This is a genomic window from Actinomadura sp. 3N407, assembly GCF_052245875.1.
GTDB lineage: Bacteria > Actinomycetota > Actinomycetes > Streptosporangiales > Streptosporangiaceae > Spirillospora.
Window position 1 is genome coordinate 389,078 of record NZ_JBQQBP010000005.1, and the last position, 20,692, is coordinate 409,769.

At 71.9% G+C, this 20,692-nt stretch carries 18 protein-coding genes; 14 read left to right on the forward strand and 4 right to left on the reverse strand.

Going from position 1 to position 20,692, the window contains the following annotated elements:
• Positions 1-93 precede the first annotated feature (93 nt).
• The 8 genes from ACTWPP_RS15440 to tsaD all read left to right on the forward strand — a co-directional run bounded on the left by ACTWPP_RS15440 (position 94) and on the right by tsaD (position 8,236).
• Positions 94-1,575, forward strand: coding sequence for an NAD(P)H-hydrate dehydratase (locus tag ACTWPP_RS15440; RefSeq protein WP_443104917.1), 1,482 nt, complete (start codon positions 94-96; stop codon positions 1,573-1,575).
• A 386-nt stretch (positions 1,576-1,961) separates the two neighbouring features.
• On the forward strand, positions 1,962-3,086 hold the full coding sequence (gene alr / locus ACTWPP_RS15445) for an alanine racemase (RefSeq protein WP_443104918.1): 1,125 nt from the start codon (positions 1,962-1,964) through the stop codon (positions 3,084-3,086).
• An 11-nt stretch (positions 3,087-3,097) separates the two neighbouring features.
• Positions 3,098-4,165: an alpha/beta fold hydrolase gene (locus ACTWPP_RS15450; RefSeq protein ID WP_443104919.1), complete on the forward strand. Its 1,068-nt coding sequence runs from the start codon at positions 3,098-3,100 to the stop codon at positions 4,163-4,165.
• A gap of 5 nt (positions 4,166-4,170) precedes the next feature.
• The gene (gene tsaE / locus ACTWPP_RS15455) at positions 4,171-4,632 is read left to right on the forward strand and encodes a tRNA (adenosine(37)-N6)-threonylcarbamoyltransferase complex ATPase subunit type 1 TsaE (protein ID WP_443105112.1); all 462 of its coding nucleotides are present in this window, start codon (positions 4,171-4,173) and stop codon (positions 4,630-4,632) included.
• A gap of 130 nt (positions 4,633-4,762) precedes the next feature.
• Complete coding sequence (locus ACTWPP_RS15460) at positions 4,763-5,965, forward strand: hypothetical protein (RefSeq protein ID WP_443104920.1); 1,203 nt, start codon at positions 4,763-4,765, stop codon at positions 5,963-5,965.
• Between the two features lie 68 nt (positions 5,966-6,033).
• The gene (gene tsaB, locus ACTWPP_RS15465; RefSeq protein WP_443104921.1) at positions 6,034-6,714 is read left to right on the forward strand and encodes a tRNA (adenosine(37)-N6)-threonylcarbamoyltransferase complex dimerization subunit type 1 TsaB; all 681 of its coding nucleotides are present in this window, start codon (positions 6,034-6,036) and stop codon (positions 6,712-6,714) included.
• 20 nt (positions 6,715-6,734) lie between these two features.
• Entirely contained in the window at positions 6,735-7,205 is a 471-nt protein-coding gene (rimI, locus tag ACTWPP_RS15470; RefSeq protein ID WP_443105113.1) for a ribosomal protein S18-alanine N-acetyltransferase, read from the forward strand.
• Positions 7,205-8,236 (forward strand): tRNA (adenosine(37)-N6)-threonylcarbamoyltransferase complex transferase subunit TsaD, encoded by a 1,032-nt coding sequence (tsaD, locus tag ACTWPP_RS15475; RefSeq protein ID WP_443105114.1) that lies wholly within the window; start codon positions 7,205-7,207, stop codon positions 8,234-8,236. Before rimI ends, tsaD begins: the two co-directional genes overlap by 1 nt.
• Positions 8,237-8,279: 43 nt before the next feature.
• Here the strand turns inward: tsaD and ACTWPP_RS15480 are convergent, their stop codons facing one another.
• The 3 genes from ACTWPP_RS15480 to ACTWPP_RS15490 all read right to left on the reverse strand — a co-directional run bounded on the left by ACTWPP_RS15480 (position 8,280) and on the right by ACTWPP_RS15490 (position 12,969).
• On the reverse strand, positions 8,280-9,221 hold the full coding sequence (locus ACTWPP_RS15480) for a phosphotransferase family protein (protein ID WP_443104922.1): 942 nt from the start codon (positions 9,219-9,221) through the stop codon (positions 8,280-8,282).
• A 253-nt stretch (positions 9,222-9,474) separates the two neighbouring features.
• On the reverse strand, positions 9,475-11,124 hold the full coding sequence (locus tag ACTWPP_RS15485; RefSeq protein WP_443104923.1) for an apolipoprotein A1/A4/E domain-containing protein: 1,650 nt from the start codon (positions 11,122-11,124) through the stop codon (positions 9,475-9,477).
• Between the two features lie 624 nt (positions 11,125-11,748).
• The gene (locus tag ACTWPP_RS15490) at positions 11,749-12,969 is read right to left on the reverse strand and encodes a class I SAM-dependent methyltransferase (protein ID WP_443104924.1); all 1,221 of its coding nucleotides are present in this window, start codon (positions 12,967-12,969) and stop codon (positions 11,749-11,751) included.
• Between the two features lie 246 nt (positions 12,970-13,215).
• Here ACTWPP_RS15490 and groES point away from each other — a divergent pair, with 246 nt between their 5' ends.
• The 4 genes from groES to ACTWPP_RS15510 all read left to right on the forward strand — a co-directional run bounded on the left by groES (position 13,216) and on the right by ACTWPP_RS15510 (position 17,160).
• Entirely contained in the window at positions 13,216-13,524 is a 309-nt protein-coding gene (groES, locus tag ACTWPP_RS15495) for a co-chaperone GroES (RefSeq protein ID WP_021594484.1), read from the forward strand.
• Between the two features lie 85 nt (positions 13,525-13,609).
• The gene (gene groL / locus ACTWPP_RS15500; RefSeq protein WP_443104925.1) at positions 13,610-15,235 is read left to right on the forward strand and encodes a chaperonin GroEL; all 1,626 of its coding nucleotides are present in this window, start codon (positions 13,610-13,612) and stop codon (positions 15,233-15,235) included.
• Positions 15,236-15,640: 405 nt separating this feature from the next.
• Complete coding sequence (locus tag ACTWPP_RS15505; protein ID WP_443105115.1) at positions 15,641-16,228, forward strand: sigma-70 family RNA polymerase sigma factor; 588 nt, start codon at positions 15,641-15,643, stop codon at positions 16,226-16,228.
• Positions 16,225-17,160, forward strand: coding sequence for a hypothetical protein (locus ACTWPP_RS15510; RefSeq protein WP_443104926.1), 936 nt, complete (start codon positions 16,225-16,227; stop codon positions 17,158-17,160). Before ACTWPP_RS15505 ends, ACTWPP_RS15510 begins: the two co-directional genes overlap by 4 nt.
• Before the next feature lie 39 nt (positions 17,161-17,199).
• Here the strand turns inward: ACTWPP_RS15510 and ACTWPP_RS15515 are convergent, their stop codons facing one another.
• A complete protein-coding gene (locus ACTWPP_RS15515) occupies positions 17,200-17,589 on the reverse strand; it encodes a DUF5319 domain-containing protein (protein ID WP_443104927.1) in 390 nt (129 codons plus the stop codon).
• Positions 17,590-17,820: 231 nt separating this feature from the next.
• On the opposite strand from ACTWPP_RS15515, the gene guaB reads away from it, so the two are divergent.
• On the forward strand, positions 17,821-19,317 hold the full coding sequence (gene guaB / locus ACTWPP_RS15520) for an IMP dehydrogenase (RefSeq protein ID WP_443104928.1): 1,497 nt from the start codon (positions 17,821-17,823) through the stop codon (positions 19,315-19,317).
• Between the two features lie 239 nt (positions 19,318-19,556).
• Positions 19,557-20,672 (forward strand): GuaB3 family IMP dehydrogenase-related protein, encoded by a 1,116-nt coding sequence (locus ACTWPP_RS15525; protein ID WP_443105116.1) that lies wholly within the window; start codon positions 19,557-19,559, stop codon positions 20,670-20,672.
• The last annotated feature ends 20 nt before the right edge of the window (positions 20,673-20,692 follow it).

Here is a 20,692-nt window from a genome sequence, read left to right on the forward strand (position 1 = left end):
GGGGACGTGTCCCCAGTGCGGAAGCAGGGAAGCGTGATTGCGGAGAGCCTCAGCGTGGCACGCTAAGTGTGTGATCGACTTGGGGAGCCGCGGATGAGGTACGCGCACGAGGTCGCCAAGGTGCGAGCGGCCGAGCAGGCCCTGATGGCCCGGCTCCCCGACGGCGCCCTGATGCAGCGCGCCGCCGCCGGCCTCGCGTCCGTCTGCACCCGGCTCCTGCCCGCCGTGTACGGGTCACGCGTCGTCCTCCTCGTCGGCGGCGGCGACAACGGCGGCGACGCCCTCTACGCCGGCGCCCGACTCGCCCGGCGCGGCGCCCGCGTCCTGGTCGTCCAGGCAGGCTCCAAGATCCACCCTGGCGGCCTGGCGGCCCTGCGCGCCGCCGGCGGCCGCGTACTGCCGGGCGGCGAGGCCGCCGCCATCGACGACGCCGACCTGATCATCGACGGCCTGACCGGCATCGGCGGGACGGGCGGCCTCCGCGAACCCCACGCCCGGTACGCCGCGCTGGCCTCCGCGTCCACCGGCCTCGTCGTCGCCTGCGACGTCCCGAGCGGCGTGGACGCGAGCACCGGCCGCGTCGACGGCACCGCCGTCCACGCCGACGTCACCGTCACGTTCGGGACGCACAAGCCGGGCCTCCTGATCGACCCGGGCGCGTCCCACTGCGGTGTGGTCGAACTGGTCGACATCGGACTCGGCCCCGACCTGCCCGACCCGGACGCCGTCGCCGCCCGACCGGAGGACGTCCAGCCGCCCGAGCCCGGCTCCGAGTCCGACAAGTACCGCCGCGGCGTCGTCGGCGTCCTCGCCGGCGGCGACGCGTTCACCGGCGCCGCCGTTCTCACCACGGGCGGCGCCGTCCGCGGCGGCGCCGGCATGGTGCGCTTCGCCTCCGTCTCCCACCCCGTCGAACTCGTCCGGCACCGCTGGCCCGAGGCCGTCACCACGGTCATCGAGCCGGGCCCCCAGGGCCCCGCGACCCTCGAACGCGTCGGCCGCGTCCAGGCGTGGGTCGTCGGCCCGGGCCTCGGCACCGGAGACGCCGGCGAGTCGCTCCTGGAGGCCGTCCTCACCACCGAGCTGCCCGCCCTCGTGGACGCCGACGGCCTCACCGTCCTGTCCCGCCGCCGCGACCTGCTGCGCCGCGCCGCGCCGACCGTCCTCACCCCCCACGCCGGTGAGCTGTCCCGCCTCATCTCCGCCGACCGCGAGGACATCGAGGCCCGGCGCCTCGAACACGTCCGCCGCGCCGCCGCCGAACTCTCCGCCACCGTCCTGCTCAAGGGCTCCACGACCCTGGTCGCCGAGCAGGACCGTCCCGTCCGCGTCAACCCGACCGGCACCCCGTGCCTGGCCACCGCAGGAACGGGCGACGTCCTGTCCGGCCTGATCGGCGCCCTCCTCGCCGGCGGAATGCCCGCCATCGACGCGGCCGCCGCCGGCGCCTACCTGCACGGCCTCGCCGCCCGCCTCGCCGCCGCCCCCACCGCCGGCCCCGAATCCCCCATCAGCGCCCACGACGTGATCAACGCCCTCCCCGAGGCATTCCGCCGCAGCGCGGGTGTTCATTGACAGTTCCCTTGGCGGTCGTGTAGTCGGCCCCCGGCCTGGGGGCCCTCCTTCGGCGGGCTCTGTGTGCGATCGCTGCATCGCTGCGGCCCGCCTTGGCGGCTCGCTGCGCGATCAGGTTTCTCGCTCCGCTTGAAACCTGCCGTCGGACGCGATCGCGACGATTGAGGTCGTTGACGGCTGATGCAGTGGTTGATGTTGGTGCGCTTGACGGTTGCCGGCGGCGAGGGCGCTTGAGCGCCTTGTGGGGCGGGGCTTGAACCCCAGGTCGGGCATTTGCGTCCTATTGGACAGGGGAGCGCCGGGGGAGCGTTCAATGTCGGGACGGAATGGCCGTGAGCTGGGCTATGAGGCTCCGGGCATGGCCGTTGGGGCGGCAGACTGTGGTTATGAGGGTTCCGGCGGAGGCGCGCGTCGATCTCGGCGCGATCGGCGACAACATCGGGCTGCTGCGCGAGCGTGCGGGGGGCGCCGAGGTCATGGCCATGGTGAAGGCCGAGGCGTACGGGCACGGGCTCGTCGAGGCCGCCCGCGCGGCGCTCGCCGGCGGTGCCTCCTGGCTGGGTGTCGCGAAGCTGGCCGAGGCGCTGCGGCTGCGGGACGCGGGCATCACCGTCCGGACGCTGACCTGCCTCGGGGTCCCCGGCGAGCCGTACGAGGACGCCGTCGCAAGGGACGTCGACCTCACCGTGGGCGCGGTGTGGCTGCTGGACGAGGTCGTCCTGGCCGCGGAGCGGGCGGACCGTCCGGCGCGGATCCACCTCAAGGCCGACACGGGCATGTCCCGCGGCGGGGCGCGGGGCGGGGACTGGGAGGCGCTGGTCGACGCGGCGCTGAAGGCCGAGGCGGCGGGGCGGGTGCGGGTGGCCGGCGTCATGTCGCACTTCGCCTGCGCGGACGAACCGGGCCACCCGTCGGTGGCGGCGCAGATCGGCGCGTTCACCGACATGGTCGAGTACGCGGAGAAGGCGGGGGCGCGGTTCGAGGTGCGGCATCTGTCGAACTCGGCGGCCACGCTGACGTCGCCCGAGGCGCGGTTCGACCTCGTCCGGCCGGGCATCGCCACCTACGGGCTGACGCCGGTGCCGTCGATCGGCACGTTCGGGCTGCGTCCCGCGATGACGCTCGTGGCGGACGCGGCGCTGGTCAAGCGGGTTCCGGCAGGCAGCGGAGTGTCATACGGTCACACGTACCACACCGGACGGGACACGACCCTGGCCGTGGTGCCCGCCGGGTACGGGGACGGGATCCCCAGGCACGGGTCCAACCTGCTGCAGGTGCTCGCGGGCGGCCGCCGCCGGACGATCGCCGGGCGGGTCTGCATGGACCAGTTCGTCATCGACGTCGGGGACGACCCGCTGTCGGCGGGCGACGAGATCGTCCTGTTCGGGCCGGGCGACCGTGGTGAGCCGACCGCGCAGGAGTGGGCGGACGCACTGGGAACGATCTCCTATGAGATCGTCACCCGCATCGGGTCCCGGGTACCGAGGGCGTACCCGGGAGGGGCGCTGTAGGGGGCGCGTGTATGGACAGCAGGAACAGGCGGAGGCTCGGCGTCGCCGGTGCCGTCGCGGGCGCCGGGGTCGGCGCGGCCGTCGGCGTGCGGCACGTCGTCGTCGGCCGGGTACGGCTGCGGCCCGACCCGGACGCCGACGAGCCGTTCGGCGAGCTGCGCGGCCGGGAGCTGACCGTCCAGGCCCGCGACGGCCTCCCGCTGCACGTCGAGGTGGACGGCCCGGACGACGCCGACCTCACCGTCGTGTTCTGCCACGGATACACCCTCAACCAGGATTCCTGGCACTACCAGCGTCGTGACCTGCAGGGATCTCTGCGGATGGTGTTCTGGGACCAGCGCAGCCACGGCCGTTCGGGACGCAGTGACCCCACGCACGCGACGATCGAGCAGACCGGCGACGACCTGTACGACGTGCTGAAGGCCACGGTCCGCCCGGACCGGCCCGTCGTCCTCGTCGGGCACTCCATGGGCGGAATGTCGATCATGGCGTTGGCGGACCGGCATCCCGAGCTGTTCGACCGGCAGGTCGTCGGGGTCGCGCTGATCAACACGTCCTGCGGTGACCTTGCGGAGATGACGCTGGGGCTGCCGCTGGTGCTGGCCAAGGTCGTCCGGCCGCTGGCACCCCGGACGCTGCGCGGCCTCGGCCGCCGCGCCGAGCTGGTGGAGCGGGCCCGCGGGCTGGGCGCCGACCTGGCGTTCGTCGTCACGCGGAAGATGGCGTTCGCGGACAAGCACGTGAGCCCGACCGTGGTCGACTTCCTGGAACAGATGATCAGGGCGACGCCGATCGATGTGATCGCCGAGTTCTACCCGGAGCTGATGGCGCACGACAAGGTCGCCTGCCTCGGGGTCCTCGGCAACGTCCCGACGCTGGTGCTGTCCGGCGGGGCGGACAGGCTGACCCCCGCCGAGCACGCCCGCCGCATCGCCGACGCGCTGCCGGACGCGGAGCTGGTGGAGGTGGAGGAGGCCGGGCATGTGCTGCCGCTGGAGTACCCCGGGGTGGTCACCGGCGGCCTGCGCCGGCTGATCGAGCGGGTCCGGCCGAGGTATGAGAAGGAGCGCACCGCGTGAATGTGATCTCGCTCACTGTTCCCACGGCCGAGGACATGCGTGAGCTGGGCGTACGCCTGGCCGGCGTGCTCGGTCCCGGTGACCTGCTCGTGATGACGGGCCACCTGGGCGCGGGCAAGACGACGCTGACGCAGGGCGTCGGCGAGGGCCTGAAGGTGCGGGGGCCGGTCACCTCGCCCACGTTCGTGATCGCGCGGGTGCATCCCTCGCTGGCCGGCGGGCCGCCGCTGGTGCACGTGGACGCCTACCGGCTGGGCGGTTTCGCCGAGCTGGACGACCTCGATCTCGATGCGTCCCTTGACGAATCGGTGACGATCGTGGAATGGGGAGAAGGGCTCGCGGAGGGGCTCGCCGAGGACCGGCTGGAAGTGATCATTTCGCGTGGGGACGGGCTCGGCGAGGAGCGCGAAGTAAGGATCGTCGGGGTCGGTCATCGCTGGTCCGACCTGGAACTCGGCGCCAGATGACAGGGTCCGGACAACTTCTTCGCTTTTTGCAAGTTGGGATGGTCCACTTTACGGCTGCATGTCGTACTCTTTGCCGGAACGAGCCTCACCTTCACGACATATCGATTTCCGCAAGCAGGAGTGGGATCCGGTGAGTGGTAGCCATCGCAGCGGTAGTCACCGCGACAGCTACCGCGGTTCGGACGGTGGCCAGGGCGACGGTTACCGGCAGGACGGCGGTGTATACGGCGCGGGCGGCGGCGACGAGTACGCGCCGTACCCGGGCCAGGAGTCCCGCCGTACCTCGGGAACCGGCGGATACGAGTCCGGCGGATACGAGTCCGGCGGATACGAGTCCGGCGGGTACCAGTCGGGCGGGTATCAGTCCGGCGCGTACCAGTCCGGTCCGTATCAGTCGGGCGGCTACGAGTCCGGCGGATACGAGTCCGGCGGCGGCTATGGCTCCGGACAATCGGGTAGCGGCCTCTACCAGAGGGAGACCGGCCCGTACCAGACCGGGAGCGGCCAGTACGGCCGTGACACCGGCGGATACCGCAGCGACACCGGTGGATTCCGCAGCGACACGGGCGGATACCGGATGGGCAGCGGCTCCTACCGGTCCGCCAGCGGCGGATACCGGACCGGCAGCCACCGCGTCGTGCGCGAACGCCGCACCGGCAGGCGCTGGGCGGTCGTCTTCGGCGGCGTCGGTGCCGCCATCGCCGTCTGCGTCCTCGCCGCGTTCGTCGTCCTGAGCGGCGTCGGCGCGAGCGGCGAGGACGACGGCGGCCAGGTCGTCGGAAGCGGCGCCACCGAGAGCTCGCCGATGTCCAAGGGCGAGCGCTCCGCCGTCCCCGACTCCTGCACGATCGTCGGCCAGGCCCTCATCGACAGGCTGGCGCCCAACTCCGAGCGCAACGAGGCCGACAACTACCAGAGCAGCGACCGGCAGAACCAGTGCGTCTGGGGTGCCTACGCGGGCGACGAAAAGCGCCAGCTCACCGTCGAACTCCGCGCGATCGCCGCCGAGGGCGGCCAGACGGCCACCGACACCGCCGGCGCCACGTTCAGCTCCGAACGCGCCGCAGACGAGTCCGGCAAGGCACTCCTGCCCGGCCAGGAACTCACCGAGAAGATCCGCCTCGACGACGTCGGCGACGACGGCTACGTCGTTTACAGCGTCGACGACGGGCAGGGGTCCGGCGAGGCGATCGGCAACGTCCGCCTGGGCAACGTCCTCATCACCATCCACTACTCCGGCTCCAACGACGGCGACCCGCTCTCCTCGGACGACGCCACCAACGGTGCCACCGAGGTGGCCAGGGCCGTGATCCAGGCCCTCAACCAGTCTTGATCCGTCGGAGGCGACCCTCCGGCCGGGGGCGGTTCCCTGGCGAGCTCTGACCTGTAGGCTTACAACCCGTGCTGGTCTTGGCTTTCGATACCGCGACCGCCGCGATCACCGTGGCGCTGTACGAGTGGATGCCGGGTGAGGGCGCCGTCCCCCGCGGCGTGGCCGAAGCGGTCGACCGGCGCAGACACACCGAGCTGCTCACCCCGTCCATCGCCGGGGTGATGGCGGATGCCGGGGCGGCGGCGGGCGACCTGAGCGCGATCGCCGTCGGCGTCGGGCCGGGCCCTTACACGGGGCTGCGGGTCGGGCTTGTCACCGCCCGCTCCATGGGGGAGGCGCTCAGCATCCCGGTGCACGGCTTCTGCACGCTGGACATCATCGCGTGGGCCACCGGGCGGGTCGAGCCGTTCGCCGTGGCCACGGACGCCCGCCGCAACGAGGTCTACTGGGCGCGGTACGACTCGTGCAGCGCGCGCGCCACCGGGCCTGCCGTGGGACCGCCGTCCGACGTGCTGGACGCGGCGTCCCCTGCGCTGCCCGTCGTCGGTGAGGGCGCGGCCCTTTACCCGGACGTCTTCGGCGATTCACCGCATGAGCCGCTGCTGCCCACCGCCGGTGCTCTCGCGGACCTCGCCGTCGCGCGCCTGGCGGGGATGAAGGGACCGGAGCTCCTGCCGCCCGAGCCCCTCTACCTGCGCAGGCCGGACGCCAAGGCGCCGGGGCCCCGCAAGAGGGTGACGCGGGCGTGAGCGGGGTCTTCCTGCGGGCGATGACCGGCGCGGATCTGCCGGCCGTCCACCTGCTGGAGAAGTCGCTGTTCCCCGAGGACGCGTGGAGCGAGGAGATGCTCAACGCCGAGCTCGCCGACCAGCCCCGGACGCGGCACTACGTCGTCGCGGAGGCGTCCGGCGGCGACATCGTCGGCTACGCGGGCCTGGCCGCGGCAGGTGGGCAGGCCGACGTGCAGACCATCGGGGTCCGCGCCGACCGGCGCAGGAGCGGCATCGGGGCCGCGCTGCTCACCGAGCTGCTGGACGAGGCCGTCCGCCGCAACAGCGAGTCGGTGTTCCTGGAGGTCCGGGCCGACAACGAAGGGGCCCGCCGTCTCTACGAGCGGTTCGGCTTCGACAAGGTCGGTGTCCGCAAGCGCTACTACCAGCCCTCGGATGTGGACGCGATCGTCATGTGCCGCAAGCTCCGCACCCGTCCGGCCGTGGGCTTCAACAGGGAGAGCAAGTGATTCGGGATGAGCCGCTGGTCCTCGGCATCGAGACGTCGTGCGACGAGACCGGCGTGGGAATCGTGCGGGGCCACACGCTGCTGGCGGACGCCATCGCCTCCAGCGTCGACCAGCACGCCCGGTTCGGCGGCGTCGTGCCGGAGGTCGCGTCGCGCGCGCACCTGGAGGCGATGACGCCGACCGTGGAGCGGGCGCTCGCGGACGCCGGGGTCGCGTTCACCGATGTGGACGCGTTCGCGGTGACGGCGGGCCCGGGCCTGCCGGGCGCGCTGATGGTCGGCGTCGCCGCCGCCAAGGCGTACGCGCTGTCGCTCGGCAAGCCGCTGTACGGCGTCAACCATCTGGCCGCGCACGTGTGCGTCGACCAGCTCGAACACGGCCCGCTGCCGAAGCCGTGCGTGGCGCTGCTGGTGTCCGGCGGCCATTCGTCGCTGCTGCTGGTGCCGGACGTGGCGGGCGACGTCCGGTCGCTCGGCAGCACGGTGGACGACGCGGCGGGCGAGGCGTTCGACAAGGTCGCGCGCGTCCTCGACCTCGGCTTCCCCGGCGGCCCGATCATCGACCGGATGGCCCGCGACGGCGACCCGGCCGCGATCGCGTTCCCGCGCGGGAAGTACAACGACGGCACCTACGACTTCTCGTTCTCCGGCCTGAAGACGGCCGTGGCGCGCTGGGTGGAGGCCAAGGAGCGCGCCGGGGAGCCGGTGCCGGTCTCGGACGTGGCGGCGTCGTTCCAGGAGGCCGTCGTGGACGTCCTGACGCAGAAGGCGCTGAAGGTCTGCAAGGACAACGGCGTCCACGACCTCCTGATCGGCGGCGGCGTCGCCGCCAACTCGCGGCTGCGGGCCCTCGCGGCGGAGCGCTGCGAGGCCGCCGGCGTCCGCCTGCGCGTCCCGCGCCCGAAGCTCTGCACCGACAACGGCGCGATGGTCGCCGCCCTGGGCTCGGAACTGGTCACCTCCGGCGCCGCCCCGTCCGACCTGCAGCTCCCCGCCGACTCCAGCCTCCCCATAGAGTCGATAACCCTCTGACCCCGCACCCCTTTGAACCGGCAACCCTCTGGCCCCGCGCTCTCTAGCACTGGGCGAGGAGTTGGGCGAGGTAGTCCTCGTAGAGGGGGACTTCGGCTTCGTCCAGGACGCGGCCGTCGTCTTCGGGGAGGAGGTCCAGGAGGGCGCGGACGTCCCAGTAGGGGTCGTGTGGGTAGCCGCCGCAGACCTGGTCGAAGGTGGACAGGAAGCGATCGGCGACCGGGGGGCCGTAGCGGAGGGCCAGGCCGCGGCGCATGCGGGCGATATCGACGGCGACGGGGCCGGACGAGGTTTCGGACCAGTCGACGACGCCGGTGAGCTTGCCGTAGGACCAGAGCGTGTTGTCGGCGTGGTAGTCGCGGTGGATGAAGCGGACGGGCGCCTCGGGGGCGGGGCGCGCGGCGACGTCGTGGGCGCGTTCCCACAGGTCGGGGCGCAGGGCGTGCTTGGGCGTGAGCCGGACGTCGAGCCGGTTGTGGGGAACGTACGGGGGCATGGTGGACGCGCCGTTCAGGGCGTGCACGGGCAGCAGCGCGGCGGCCAGCTGGATGAGGTATTCGGGCAGGTCGTCGGGGGAGGGGCGCGGCGGGTGGCCGGTGAGCCGGGTGATGAGCAGGGCCGGGACGTCGCAGTAGGCGCCGGCGGGGTCGGCGGCGACGAGGGCCGGAGTGGGGATCTCGCAGCCGGCGAGGAGGGCGAGCGCGGCGATCTCACGTTCGGGGGAGAACTCGGTGGCGCTGTAGCGGCGGCGTGCGCGGGCCGGGCCGCGGGGCGTCCAGCGGCGCAGGACGAGGCGGTGGGGGCTGCCGGAGCGGCTTTCGACGAGCAGGGCGTGGTTGGCGTGGGCGCCGCCGCCGGGGAGCGGCCGCACCATGCGGACTTCGGCGCCCTTGCCGAGGCACTCTTCGACCCAGCGCAGGGTGGCGTCGCCGGGTGGGGCGCCGGTCGTGAGGCAGGGAGCCGGTGTGTGGGTCACCTGATCCATGAAAACGGATTCCGAAGGGTATGGGGAGTGATTTTGTGAAGACGCAACGTAACAAGAAGCACGTCATCGGGGTGTATTGATGGAGCACCTTCGGTCGTCACGGTAGTTTGCCGGACAAACCTCGCGGATTCCGTTGGGTATCAAGATGCCGCCGGATGGGAACCGGGTGGGAACCGGGTGGGGCCCGCGTGGGGCCCGGGTGGGGCCCGCCGGGCGGCGGCCCCACCCGGTGGCCCCGCCCGGCGGCCGCCGGTCAGTCCTTGCTCTCGCGGCGGGGGCGCAGCAGCGCCTCGGCGAGGGCGAGCATCGTCTCCTCAAGCGTGGACAGCCGCTTCAGCACGTCCTCGTGCACCGCGTTGACCTGCTTGGAGACATCGTCGTGGACGCCGTCGACCTTGCGGCCGACCTCGTCCTCGACGTGGGAGAAACGCTTGGCGAACTCGGCCGCCGCGGCCTCGGCGCGCCGTCCCGCCTCGTCCTGCATGCCCTCCACGCGCCGCGCGAACTCGTCGTGGACGCCGCCCACCTGCCTCGCGACGTCCTCCTGCATGTTGCCGACCTGCTTGGCGACGTCCTCGTGGATGCTGCCGACCTGCCGCGTGACGTCGGTGTGGATGTCGCCGATCCGCTTGCCGAAGTCGTCGTGGACGCCGCTGACCTGCCGTGACACGTCGTGGTGGACGGACTCGACCTGCTTGGTGACGTCGGTGTGCACCGACTCGATGCGGCGGGAGACGATGTCGACCTGCGTGGTGAACTCCTCCAGCGCGCCGTCGACCCGCTTGGCGACCTCCTCGTGGATGCCCTCGATGCGTTTGCGGACGTCGTCGTGCACGTCCTCGAACCGCTGGGAGAACTCGTCCATGCGCTTGGCGACATCGCTGTAGGCCGTCTCGGCGATCTGCGACATGGTCGCCTTGACCTCGTCGCGGTCCGGCCGGGCGCGCAGCTCCTCGATCAGCGGGTCGACCGCGTCGGCGAGGTGCTTCTCCAGCGCGTCGAACCGGTCGCCGTACTCGGCCGCCGGACGCTGCGCGATCTCGTTCAGCAGCCGGTGCAGCTCGGCGATCTCAAGCGTGGCGGGCAGCCGGCTGATCCGCTCGCCGACCCCGTCGATGCGGCCGTCGATGCCCTCGAACCGGCCGTCGAGGCCGTCCATCTTGCCGGACAGCCCTTCGAGCCGGCCGTCGACGCCGTCGAGCCGCCCGTCCAGCCCGTCGAGCCGCCCGCCGACGCCCTCGACCCGGCCGCCGACCGCCTCAAGCCCCTGCTCCATCCGCTCGGCCATCTCGCTGAGCGCCTGGTCGACCCGCGCCGTGACGCCGTTGATCGAATGTTCGAGCCGCTCGGACCGGTGGCCGAGTTCCGCCAGCGACTTGTCGAGCCGGTTGAAGCGGACGGACGCGGCCTCCATGCTGCCCTGGAGCTTGTCCAGCCGCTTCGTCATCTCGTCCATGCGCTGCGACGCCTGCTGCGTGGCGTCGGTGATGTGCTGCGCGGAGTCGAGGACGGCCTGGATGCGGGTCAGGCCCTCGTCGACGTTCTCGGCGACGACGCCGACGTCGGCCCACAGCGCGGGCAGCTCGGCGACGGGCTTGACCCGGTCGCCGAACGCCTCGATGTGCTCGGCCAGCCCCTCGGCCCATTCCGGAGGTTTGCCGGCCAGCTCGTCGACCTGCCCGCGGACGGTGTCGAGCTGCCCGGTCAGCCCGCTGAGCTCCCGCTCGCGGACCTCGCGGAGCAGCCACTCCATTCCTTCCAGCCGCTGGCGAATCTCGTCGAGGACCTGACCCTGTGAGCGCTGTTCATAGACGTGGTCCTGCGCCGCACGGGCGAGCAACTCCCGCATCCGATCCGAGACCGGTTGACCCCCCGTCTGCAGGAAGTTGTGATTCGTTTCCACCCGATGCTCCTTCGTGTGCCGGCGCGAGAAATGACGCACGGCAATGAATCTCTGGAGACGCCACTGTAGTGCGTGTGGACGGTGCCTATAACGGGTAGCAGGGAACGTAGTGAGTTCTGTGGAATGCGCCTGTTATCCGGCTGGTGCGGATAGTGAGTGATCGCCGCGCGCAAGGGGATTTCCCGCTTCGCGGCAATTGTGGAGATCGTGGGGATGCGTTAGGCGGCCGGGGGCGGGCGGGACGGTGTCCGCCCGGTGTTCTGTCCGTACATCTCGTCCAACATCCGCAGTTCGCGAACCCCCGGATGGATACGCGGCGGCCGACACGTGTGCGCGGGGTGTGATGCCGCCCGGCCGGAATCGGGCCATTTCGATGACGCATTCGGGGTGCCGAAGTCCCCATCGCTGAACCTGCCTTGGTGTTTCCCCGGCCACCGCTCCCGGCGGGACGATTCGCGGGCCGCGTTACGGCCTTGCCGGGCGCCCGCAATCCATGGTGAACGCAATGCCGGAAAGCGCGGATGATTTGCACGGCCATGGCGCGTCGCCCGGCCCCGCTTGGCGTTGCCCGGCCGCGGGGAAGATCTTTGGACTCGATCCGCGCCGGCCCCCGCTCCGGGCGGGTCAGCCCCGCGGGACGGGGCGGGTCAGGAGGGCGACCGGGTCGCGTCCCACACGGGTGACCACCAGCGTCAGTTCGGGGGCGCCGCGGGCCGCGCGGCGCCCGGCGAAGCCCAGGTCACGGCGCAGGCGGTCGACGTCGATCGCCGAGCCGCGCTTCTTCACGGTGAGCACGCCTATGCCGCGGCGGCGCAGTTCCGCGCGCAGGCGCTTCACCGAGAACGGCAGGACGTCCTCGACCTCGTACGCCGACGCGAACGGCGTGGGACGCAGTTCGTCGGACGTGACGTACGCGATGCGCGGGTCGGCGAGCCCGCCGCCCACCAGGTCTGCGACCTCACCGACCAGATGGGCGCGGATCACTGCACCGTCGGGCTCGTACAGGTAGCGACCCCAGGCGCGGACGTCCGGGTCGTCGTGCCCTTGGGGAGTGAGCGTCCACGTCTGTGGATCGAGGTCGGAGGAGAGCAGGGTGGCTCGCCGGTCCACGTCTCCGGAGAGCGCGCCGAGCCACAGGGCCGCTTCCTTGACATCGCCGCCGAGAGAGACCCACTCCGCTTCGGCGCCGTCCGGGACGGCCCCGTGCGGTATGCCCGGCGCGACCTTCACGCAGGCGGTGGGTACCCGGCGGGCCATGTCCAGGACGACGTCGAGCGGCGGCTCGTAGGAACGGGGGTCGAAGACCCGGCCTCGCGCAGTACGCCGTCCGGGGTCGGCGAAGAGCGCGTCGAAACCGTCCGGATTCTCTTTGGTCGCGTCGCCCACGCGTACGGAGGCGAGGCCGTCCAGCCCCAGTGCGGTGATGTTCGCCTTGGCCACCTCAGCGGTCAACGGGTCGAGTTCCACGCCTTCCCCGGCGAGACCTGCCCGAGCACGTGCGATGAGGTCGGCCCCTATCCCGCACCCCAGTTCCAGCACACGCGCGCCGGGAAGACGATCCGCGAACCGTCGCGCACGATGCGAGGCCACGCGGGCCCGGGTCGACTGTTCCAGGCCCGCCTGGGTGAAGTACATACGGCGGGCGTCGTCACCGAATTTGGTGCGGGCCCGCTCCCGCAGCCGCACCTGTGTGAGCGCAGCCGAGACGAGCCCGGGATCGTGCCGTTCGCGCAGCCGGGACGCCGTCGCGAGCAGCCCGTCCTCGCTCACGTCCAGGCCGGACGCCTCGCTGAGCAACGCCTGGCCGGCGGGTGAGCCGAGGGCTCGGAACGACGCGATGTCCATGGTGGGGAAAGTTAGCCGCCGGTGAACGGGGGGCGGCAGGTGCCGTGTGCGTTCGTGTCCGTGTTGACGGGGTACCGGGCACGGAATAGTCTCCAGGTTGGCACTCTCCGAGCGAGAGTGCCAACACAGCGACAAGGTCGGTCTGGCACCCGCGACGGCAGGCCGGTCCAGGGTCGCCTCTTCTGTCACATGTGCTGGCCGGCCCATCGTGGCCGGCCGAGGACCAATCGAAGGGGAGGTCAGATCGTGACGACCGCCACCAAGGTTGTTCTCAAGCCGCTTGAGGACCGTATCGTCGTCCAGCCGCTTGAGGCCGAGACCACCACCGCGTCGGGCCTGGTGATTCCGGACACCGCCAAGGAGAAGCCCCAGGAGGGCACCGTCCTTGCCGTTGGCCCGGGTCGCGTCGACGACAAGGGCGAGCGCGTCCCCGTCGACGTCAAGGTCGGCGAGGTCGTGCTCTACAGCAAGTACGGCGGCACCGAAGTCAAGTACAACAACGAGGAGTACCTCGTCCTCTCGGCCCGCGACGTGCTCGCGGTCATCGAGAAGTAATCACCGAGACGTGATGCACCCGCCCCGGTCGGCGCCGCCTTCGGCGGGGCTGCCGGGGCGGATCGCGTGAAAGAGGAGTATCCGCATGGCGAAGATCCTGGAGTTCGAGGAGGACGCTCGCCGGGCTCTTGAGCGCGGCGTCAACGCTCTCGCGGACGCCGTCAAGGTGACGATCGGCCCGCGAGGCCGCAACGTCGTCATCGACAAGAAGTTCGGCGCGCCGACGATCACCAACGACGGCGTCACCATCGCCCGCGAGGTGGAGCTGGAGGACCCCTACGAGAACCTCGGGGCCCAGCTCGCCAAGGAAGTGGCGACCAAGACCAACGACATCGCGGGCGACGGCACCACCACGGCGACCGTCCTCGCGCAGGCGATGGTCCGTGAGGGCACCCGCAACGTGGCGGCCGGCGCCTCGCCGCTCGCCCTGAAGCGCGGTATCGACGCGGCCGCCCAGTACGTGTCCGACCAGCTCCTCAAGACGGCCCGCGAGGTCGAGGAGAAGAGCGAGATCGCGCACGTGGCGACCATTTCCGCGCAGGACCCGCAGATCGGCGAGCTGATCGCGGAGTCGTTCGAGAAGGTCGGCAAGGACGGTGTCATCACCGTCGAGGAGGCCCACACGATGGGCCTGGAGCTGGAGTTCACCGAGGGCCTCCAGTTCGACAAGGGGTACCTGTCGCCGCACATGGTGACCGACCCCGAGCGCATGGAGGCCGTCCTGGAGGACGCCTACGTGCTCATCGTGGACGGCAAGATCTCCAACGTGCAGGAGTTCCTGCCGCTGGCGGAGAAGGTCGCCCAGACCAAGAAGCCGCTGCTCGTGGTGGCCGAGGACGTCGAGGGCGAGGCCCTGGCGCTGCTGGTCGCCAACAAGATCCGCGGCACGTTCACGTCCGTCGCGGTCAAGGCGCCGGGCTTCGGCGACCGCCGCAAGGCGATGCTGGGCGACATGGCCACCCTGACCGGCGGCCAGGTCGTCAGCGAGGCCATCGGCCTCAAGCTCGACTCGATCGGGCTGGAGGACCTCGGCCGCGCGCGCCGGATCACCGTCACCAAGGACGCCACCACCATCGTCGACGGTGAGGGCTCCGCGGACGAGATCAACGCGCGGGTCAACCAGATCAAGGTGGAGATCGAGAACTCCGACTCCGACTGGGACCGCGAGAAGCTGCAGGAGCGGCTGGCCAAGCTGGCCGGCGGCGTCTGCGTGCTGCGCGTCGGCGCCGCCACCGAGGTGGAGCTGAAGGAGAAGAAGCACCGCCTGGAGGACGCCATCTCGGCGACCCGCGCGGCGATCGAGGAGGGCATGGTCGCCGGCGGCGGCAGTGCTCTGGTGCACGTCGCCAAGGAGGGTTTCGACACCCTCGGCCTGTCCGGCGACGAGGCCACCGGCGCGGAGGCCGTCCGCCGCGCGCTGGACGAGCCGCTGCGCTGGATCTCCGAGAACGCCGGCCAGGAGGGGTACGTCGTCGTCTCCAAGGTGCGGGCGCTGGAGCCGGGCCACGGCTACAACGCCGCCACCGGCGAGTACGGCGACCTGGTCGCGCAGGGCATCATCGACCCGGTGAAGGTGACGCGCAGCGCCGTCACCAACGCCGCCTCGATCGCGGGCATGCTGCTCACCACCGAGGCGCTCGTGGTCGAAAAGCCGGAGGAGCAGGAAGAGGCCGCCGGCGGCCACGGGCACGGTCACGGGCACGGCCACTGAGTTCTGAGGCCGCCCCGGCCGGGCGGGCGTGCGGTTCATCCCGTCCCGTACCGTCCGGAGAACGCTGACAGACCCCCGTCCGTTCGGGCGGGGGTCTTGTCTTTTACCGGTACGTGAGCTGTTTCTGGCCCAATGAGCTGTCTCGTGCTGTTTGTCGCTTTTGTGTGGATAAGTCGGGGCGAATCCAGGAACTTAACGCGGTCGGCTGACAGCGATGGGTAGTATCACCAGGAATGTTCCAGCACTGTGACCATTCCGTTGTAGAGGACGGTGGAGACACGCCCGGGGGTGCTGGGCATCATGCTTGACGTGACCGAGGGAAGCTACGCCGGGACCATGGCCGCGCGCGCTATCGACCCCTCGGGAGGGCCGGCCCCTCCACCGTCCCACGACACCGGCCGCGGGATACGGGTGCTGCGCGCGGCGCAGGCGGGCGACGGCGACCTCAGGGAGCTGACGAACCTCGCCGTCCAAGGCGACCCCGGGGCCATCGAAGTCCTCATCGGCGAGGTGCGCCCCATGATCGTCCGGTACTGCCGGGCCCGCCTCGGACGGGTCTCCGGCCAGTACCACATCGCCGACGACGTGGCCCAGGAAGTCTGCATCGCCGTCCTGTCCGCCCTGCCCCGCTACCGGGACATGGGCCGGCCCTTCGCGTCCTTCGTCTTCGGCATCGCCGCCCACAAGATCGCCGATGCGCTGCGCAGCGCCGTCCGCGCGGCCGTGCCCACCGCGGACCTGCCGGACGGCCCCGACGACCGCCCCGGGCCGGAAGAGACGGTGGTGCGCTACATCGAGGCGCAGCGCGCCCGCGACCTGCTGACGCGCCTTCCCGAGCACCAGCGCGAGCTGGTGCTGCTGCGGGTGGTGGCGGGCCTGTCGGCCGAGGAGACCGGAAATGTGCTGGGCATGTCCGCCGGGGCGGTACGGGTCGCGCAGCACCGGGCGCTCGCCCGGCTCCGGGCGATGGCCAGAGAGGAGTCGATCGCTTGACGGAGCGCGGCCCCTTCACTGGCCTGCGGGGCGCCCCGGATCCGGCCGAGCCTTCGAACCCCCGCGATCCCGCCGCGCCCGCGAGCCGGCCGCAGACCGCCGCCCCGCCCGCGGAGCTGCCCGCGGACCTCGGGGCGGTGCGCCGTACCGACGCCGTCATCGAGTCGCTGGCGGCATGGCGCGCCGCCGGCTCCGCGACGCGTTCGGCCCCCGGGCCCATCCCAGGCTCCATCCCCGGCCCCGCCTCCGGGGCCGCTGACCGCCCCGAGGCCGGACGCCCCCGCCAGGCCGACGACCCCGACCCCGACCCGGCGGTGCGGCTGCTGCGCGCCCTGATCACCGACGTGGACGACCCGGGCCCCGATTGCGGAGCCGGTTCCGAACCGGCCCCGCCGTGCCCGCCCCGCCCGCCCGCGCCGTCCGGCCCCGGCACCGGCCCCCGGCGCCGCGGCCCCCGCACGATCGTCGCCCTCGGCGTGGCCGGGGCCGTCCTCGCCAGCACCGGCGTCGCCGCGGCGGGCGGCGGGGCGACCGACCATTCGTCCGCCGCCCCGGCCGCCCCGAGCACCACCACCTCCGGCGCCGCCGACGACACGGGGAAGACCTTCCACACCGACACCGACGCCGGAACCCACGACCGTCCGCGGCCCCCGGTTCGCCCCGCGCCGAAACCGGAACGGCCGACGCCGACTCCGTCCGGGGACTCGGGCGACCAGGGAGACGCCAGGCCGCGGCCAAGGTATCCGTTCCCGTTCGGGCCGCGCCCCCGCCGCCCGGAGACCCCGGCCATGACCGTCCACTCCGCCCCCGCCGGCGGGACGGACGGCGCCTCCACCGACGACCGCGACACCCGCCGCCGGATCGAGGACCTGCGCAGGCGCACCCAGCAGCGCATGAACCAGCGGCAAAACCCCTACGACCGCGACGACTGACAAGTCCGGCCGGCGCTTCCACGGCCTTCCAGGCGCCGGTCAGTTCTCGTCGCGGCCCTCTTCACTGTCGATCACGCCGTCGACGTAGCCGCGGGCGTACTCCCAGCTGACGTAGTCGACGGGGTCGGGGGCCAGGGCGGGCTCGTGCACGCGGGGGAGGCCCTCGTCGAGCAGGTGGCGCAGGTTGCCGTGCAGAAGGTCCCAGTCGATGTAGTGGAGCCTGCCGCAGTCGCCGCAGTCGACGGTGAGCCCGCGCACCCCGAGCGGCTCCAGCAGGGCGCGGAAGACCTCCAGGTCGGCGAGGTCGGCCAGCACGTCCTCGCGCTCCGTCACGCTGAGCGGAGCGGCCTCCTCGCCGGGGTCGCCGAGCGACGCCGCCGGGTCCTCCGGATCTCCGGCGAACGGGTCGAGCGGAGCATCGTCGTGCACACCACCCACGCTACTGCCTGACGCCCCGGGAGGTGCACCCCCGGTCTTCTCCGTGCGCGAACGATCACGGAACGTGGGAATGCGGGGCGCCGTCCCGCTTGTTGCGAGATGTCATCAAGACCACGCGCCCGCGGCGCCCAACACCCCGTCCCGGCTGCGGCCCACGCTCTACCATGGAAACAGGGTCGCCGTGACCTGGCTCGATGCCTCCACCACTACGGGAAGGTAGTCATGTATCCCGCCGCCGAGCCCGACAAGTTCCTCCCGCAGGGCCTGACCTTCGACGACGTGCTCCTGCTGCCGGGGTACTCCGACCTGCAGCCCGGCGAGGCCGACACCACGACCAGGCTGACCCGCCGGATCTCGCTGCGCATCCCGCTCGCCTCGGCCGCGATGGACACGGTGACCGAGGCCCGTACGGCGGTCGCGATGGCGCGGCAGGGCGGCATCGGCGTCCTGCACCGCAACATGTCGATCGAGGAGCAGGCCGAGCAGGCCGACCGGGTCAAGCGCTCCGAGGCCGGGATGATCACCAACCCGGTGACGTGCCTGCCGGACGCGACCCTCGCCGACGTCGAGGCATTGTGCGCCCGCTACCGGATCTCGGGCGTGCCGGTCACCGACGTCCGGGGTGTGCTGGTCGGCATCGTGACGAACCGGGACATGCGCTTCGAATCGGACCTGACCCGTCCGGTCCGCGAGGTCATGACGGCGATGCCCCTGATCACGGCGCCGGTGGACGTGGCGCGCGACGAGGCGTTCCGGCTGCTGCGGGGCAACAAGGTGGAGAAGCTCCCGCTCGTGGACGCCGACGGCCGGCTCAAGGGCCTCATCACCACCAAGGACTTCTCCAAGAGCGAGCAGTACCCCGATTCCACCAAGGACGCGGACGGCCGGCTGCTCGTCGCGGCGGCCGTCGGCGTCGGCGAGGACGCGATCCGCCGCGCCCGCGCGCTGATCGAGGCCGGCACCGACGTGATCATCGTGGACACCGCGCACGGCCACTCCAAGGGCGTCGCCGACACGATCGCCGCGATCAAGGCCAGTGCGCCCGTCGAGGTCGTCGGCGGCAACGTCGCCACCTACGCGGGCGCCAAGCTCCTCGCGGAGGCGGGCGCCGACGCCGTCAAGGTCGGTGTCGGGCCCGGCTCGATCTGCACCACCCGCATCGTCGCCGGCGTCGGCGTCCCGCAGATCACCGCGATCTTCGAGGCGGCCCGCGCGGCGAAGGAGGCCGGCGTCCCGGTGATCGGCGACGGCGGCCTGCAGCACTCCGGCGACATCGCCAAGGCCCTCGTCGCGGGCGCCGACACGGTGATGCTCGGCAGCCTGCTCGCCGGCGTCGAGGAGTCCCCGGGCGAGCTGATCTTCGTCCACGGCAAGCAGTACAAGTCGTACCGGGGAATGGGCTCCCTCGGCGCGATGCGCAACCGGGAACGCGGCGCCTCCTTCTCCAAGGACCGCTACGCGCAGGCCGACGTCAGCAGCGAGGACAAGCTGATCCCCGAGGGCGTCGAGGGCCAGGTGCCCTACCGCGGCCCGCTCGCCAACGTCGCCCACCAGCTCATCGGCGGCCTGCACCAGTCCATGTGGTACGCGGGGACGCGCACGATCCCCGAACTCCAGGAACAGGGCCAGCTCATGCGGATCAGCCCCGCCGGCCTCCGCGAAAGCCACCCCCACGACATCCAGATGACCGTGGAGGCCCCTAACTACCAGGGCCGCTGACCGGCCCACCCCAACCGGCGAGGCCGCAGTGCCGTGCCGCATACGCCGGAACGCGAGGCCGGGCGATGTTCTGCCTCCGCTGGGGCGGTGTGTGTGCTGCGGGTGGCGGGGGCTGACGTAAGCTCTTCGGGGCTTGTTCCCGCGGTCAGCGGGAACACCGAGCGGGGCCGGGCGATGGTGACCCGCTCGGGACGAGCCGGGGCCGGGCAAGGAAGAGGAAGGGCCAAGTGGCTGCTGAGGTGGAGATCGGCCGTGGCAAGAGCGGCCGCCGGGCGTACGCCTTCGACGACATCGGCATCGTGCCGTCCCGCCGGACGCGCGATCCCGAGGAGGTCAGCGTCGCCTGGCAGATCGACGCCTACCGGTTCGAGATGCCGCTCGTCGTCGCACCGATGGACAGCGTCGTCAGCCCCTCCACCGCGATCGCGGTCGGACGGCTCGGCGGCCTCGCCGTCCTCGACCTCGAAGGGCTGTGGACCCGCTACGAGAACCCCGAGTCGCTGCTCGCGGAGATCGCGTCGCTGGACGACGTGCGCGCCACCCGGCGGCTCCAGGAGATCTACACCGAGCCGATCAAGGAGGAGCTGATCGGCCGCCGGATCCAGGAGATCCGCGAGTCCGGCGTCACCGTGGCGGCGCGGCTGTCGCCGCAGCGCACCGCCCAGTTCCACAAGGCCGTCATCGACGCGGGCGTCGACCTGTTCGTCATCCGCGGCACCACCGTGTCCGCCGAGCACGTCTCGGGACGCGCCGAGCCGCTGAACCTGAAGCAGTTCATCTACGACCTCGACGTTCCCGTCATCGTCGGCGGCTGCTCCACCTACACGGCCGCGCTGCACCTGATGCGCACCGGCGCGGCGGGCGTGCTGGTCGGGTTCGGCGGAGGCTCCGGGCACACCACCCGGACCGTCCTCGGCGTCGCGGTGCCGATGGCGACCGCGGTCGCGGACGTCGCCGCCGCCCGCCGCGACTACATGGACGAGTCCGGCGGACGCTACGTCCACGTGATCGCCGACGGCGGCATGGTCAACAGCGGCGACATCGCCAAGGCGTTCGCCTGCGGCTCCGACGCCGTCATGGTCGGCTCGCCGTTCGCGCGCTCCACCGAGGCGCCGGGCCGCGGCTACCACTGGGGCAGCGAGGCCCACCACGGCGACGTCCCCCGCGGCACCCGCCTCGAACTCGGGACGATCGGGACGATGGAGCAGATCCTGCACGGTCCGTCCCATGTCGCGGACGGGTCGATGAACCTGATCGGAGCCCTGCGTCGCGCTATGGCCACGTCCGGTTACACGGAGTTGAAGGAGTTCCAGCGGGTACAGGTCGTGGTGGCTCCCCGCCGGTCCACCGACTGAGAGCAAGCCAACGCGGAATC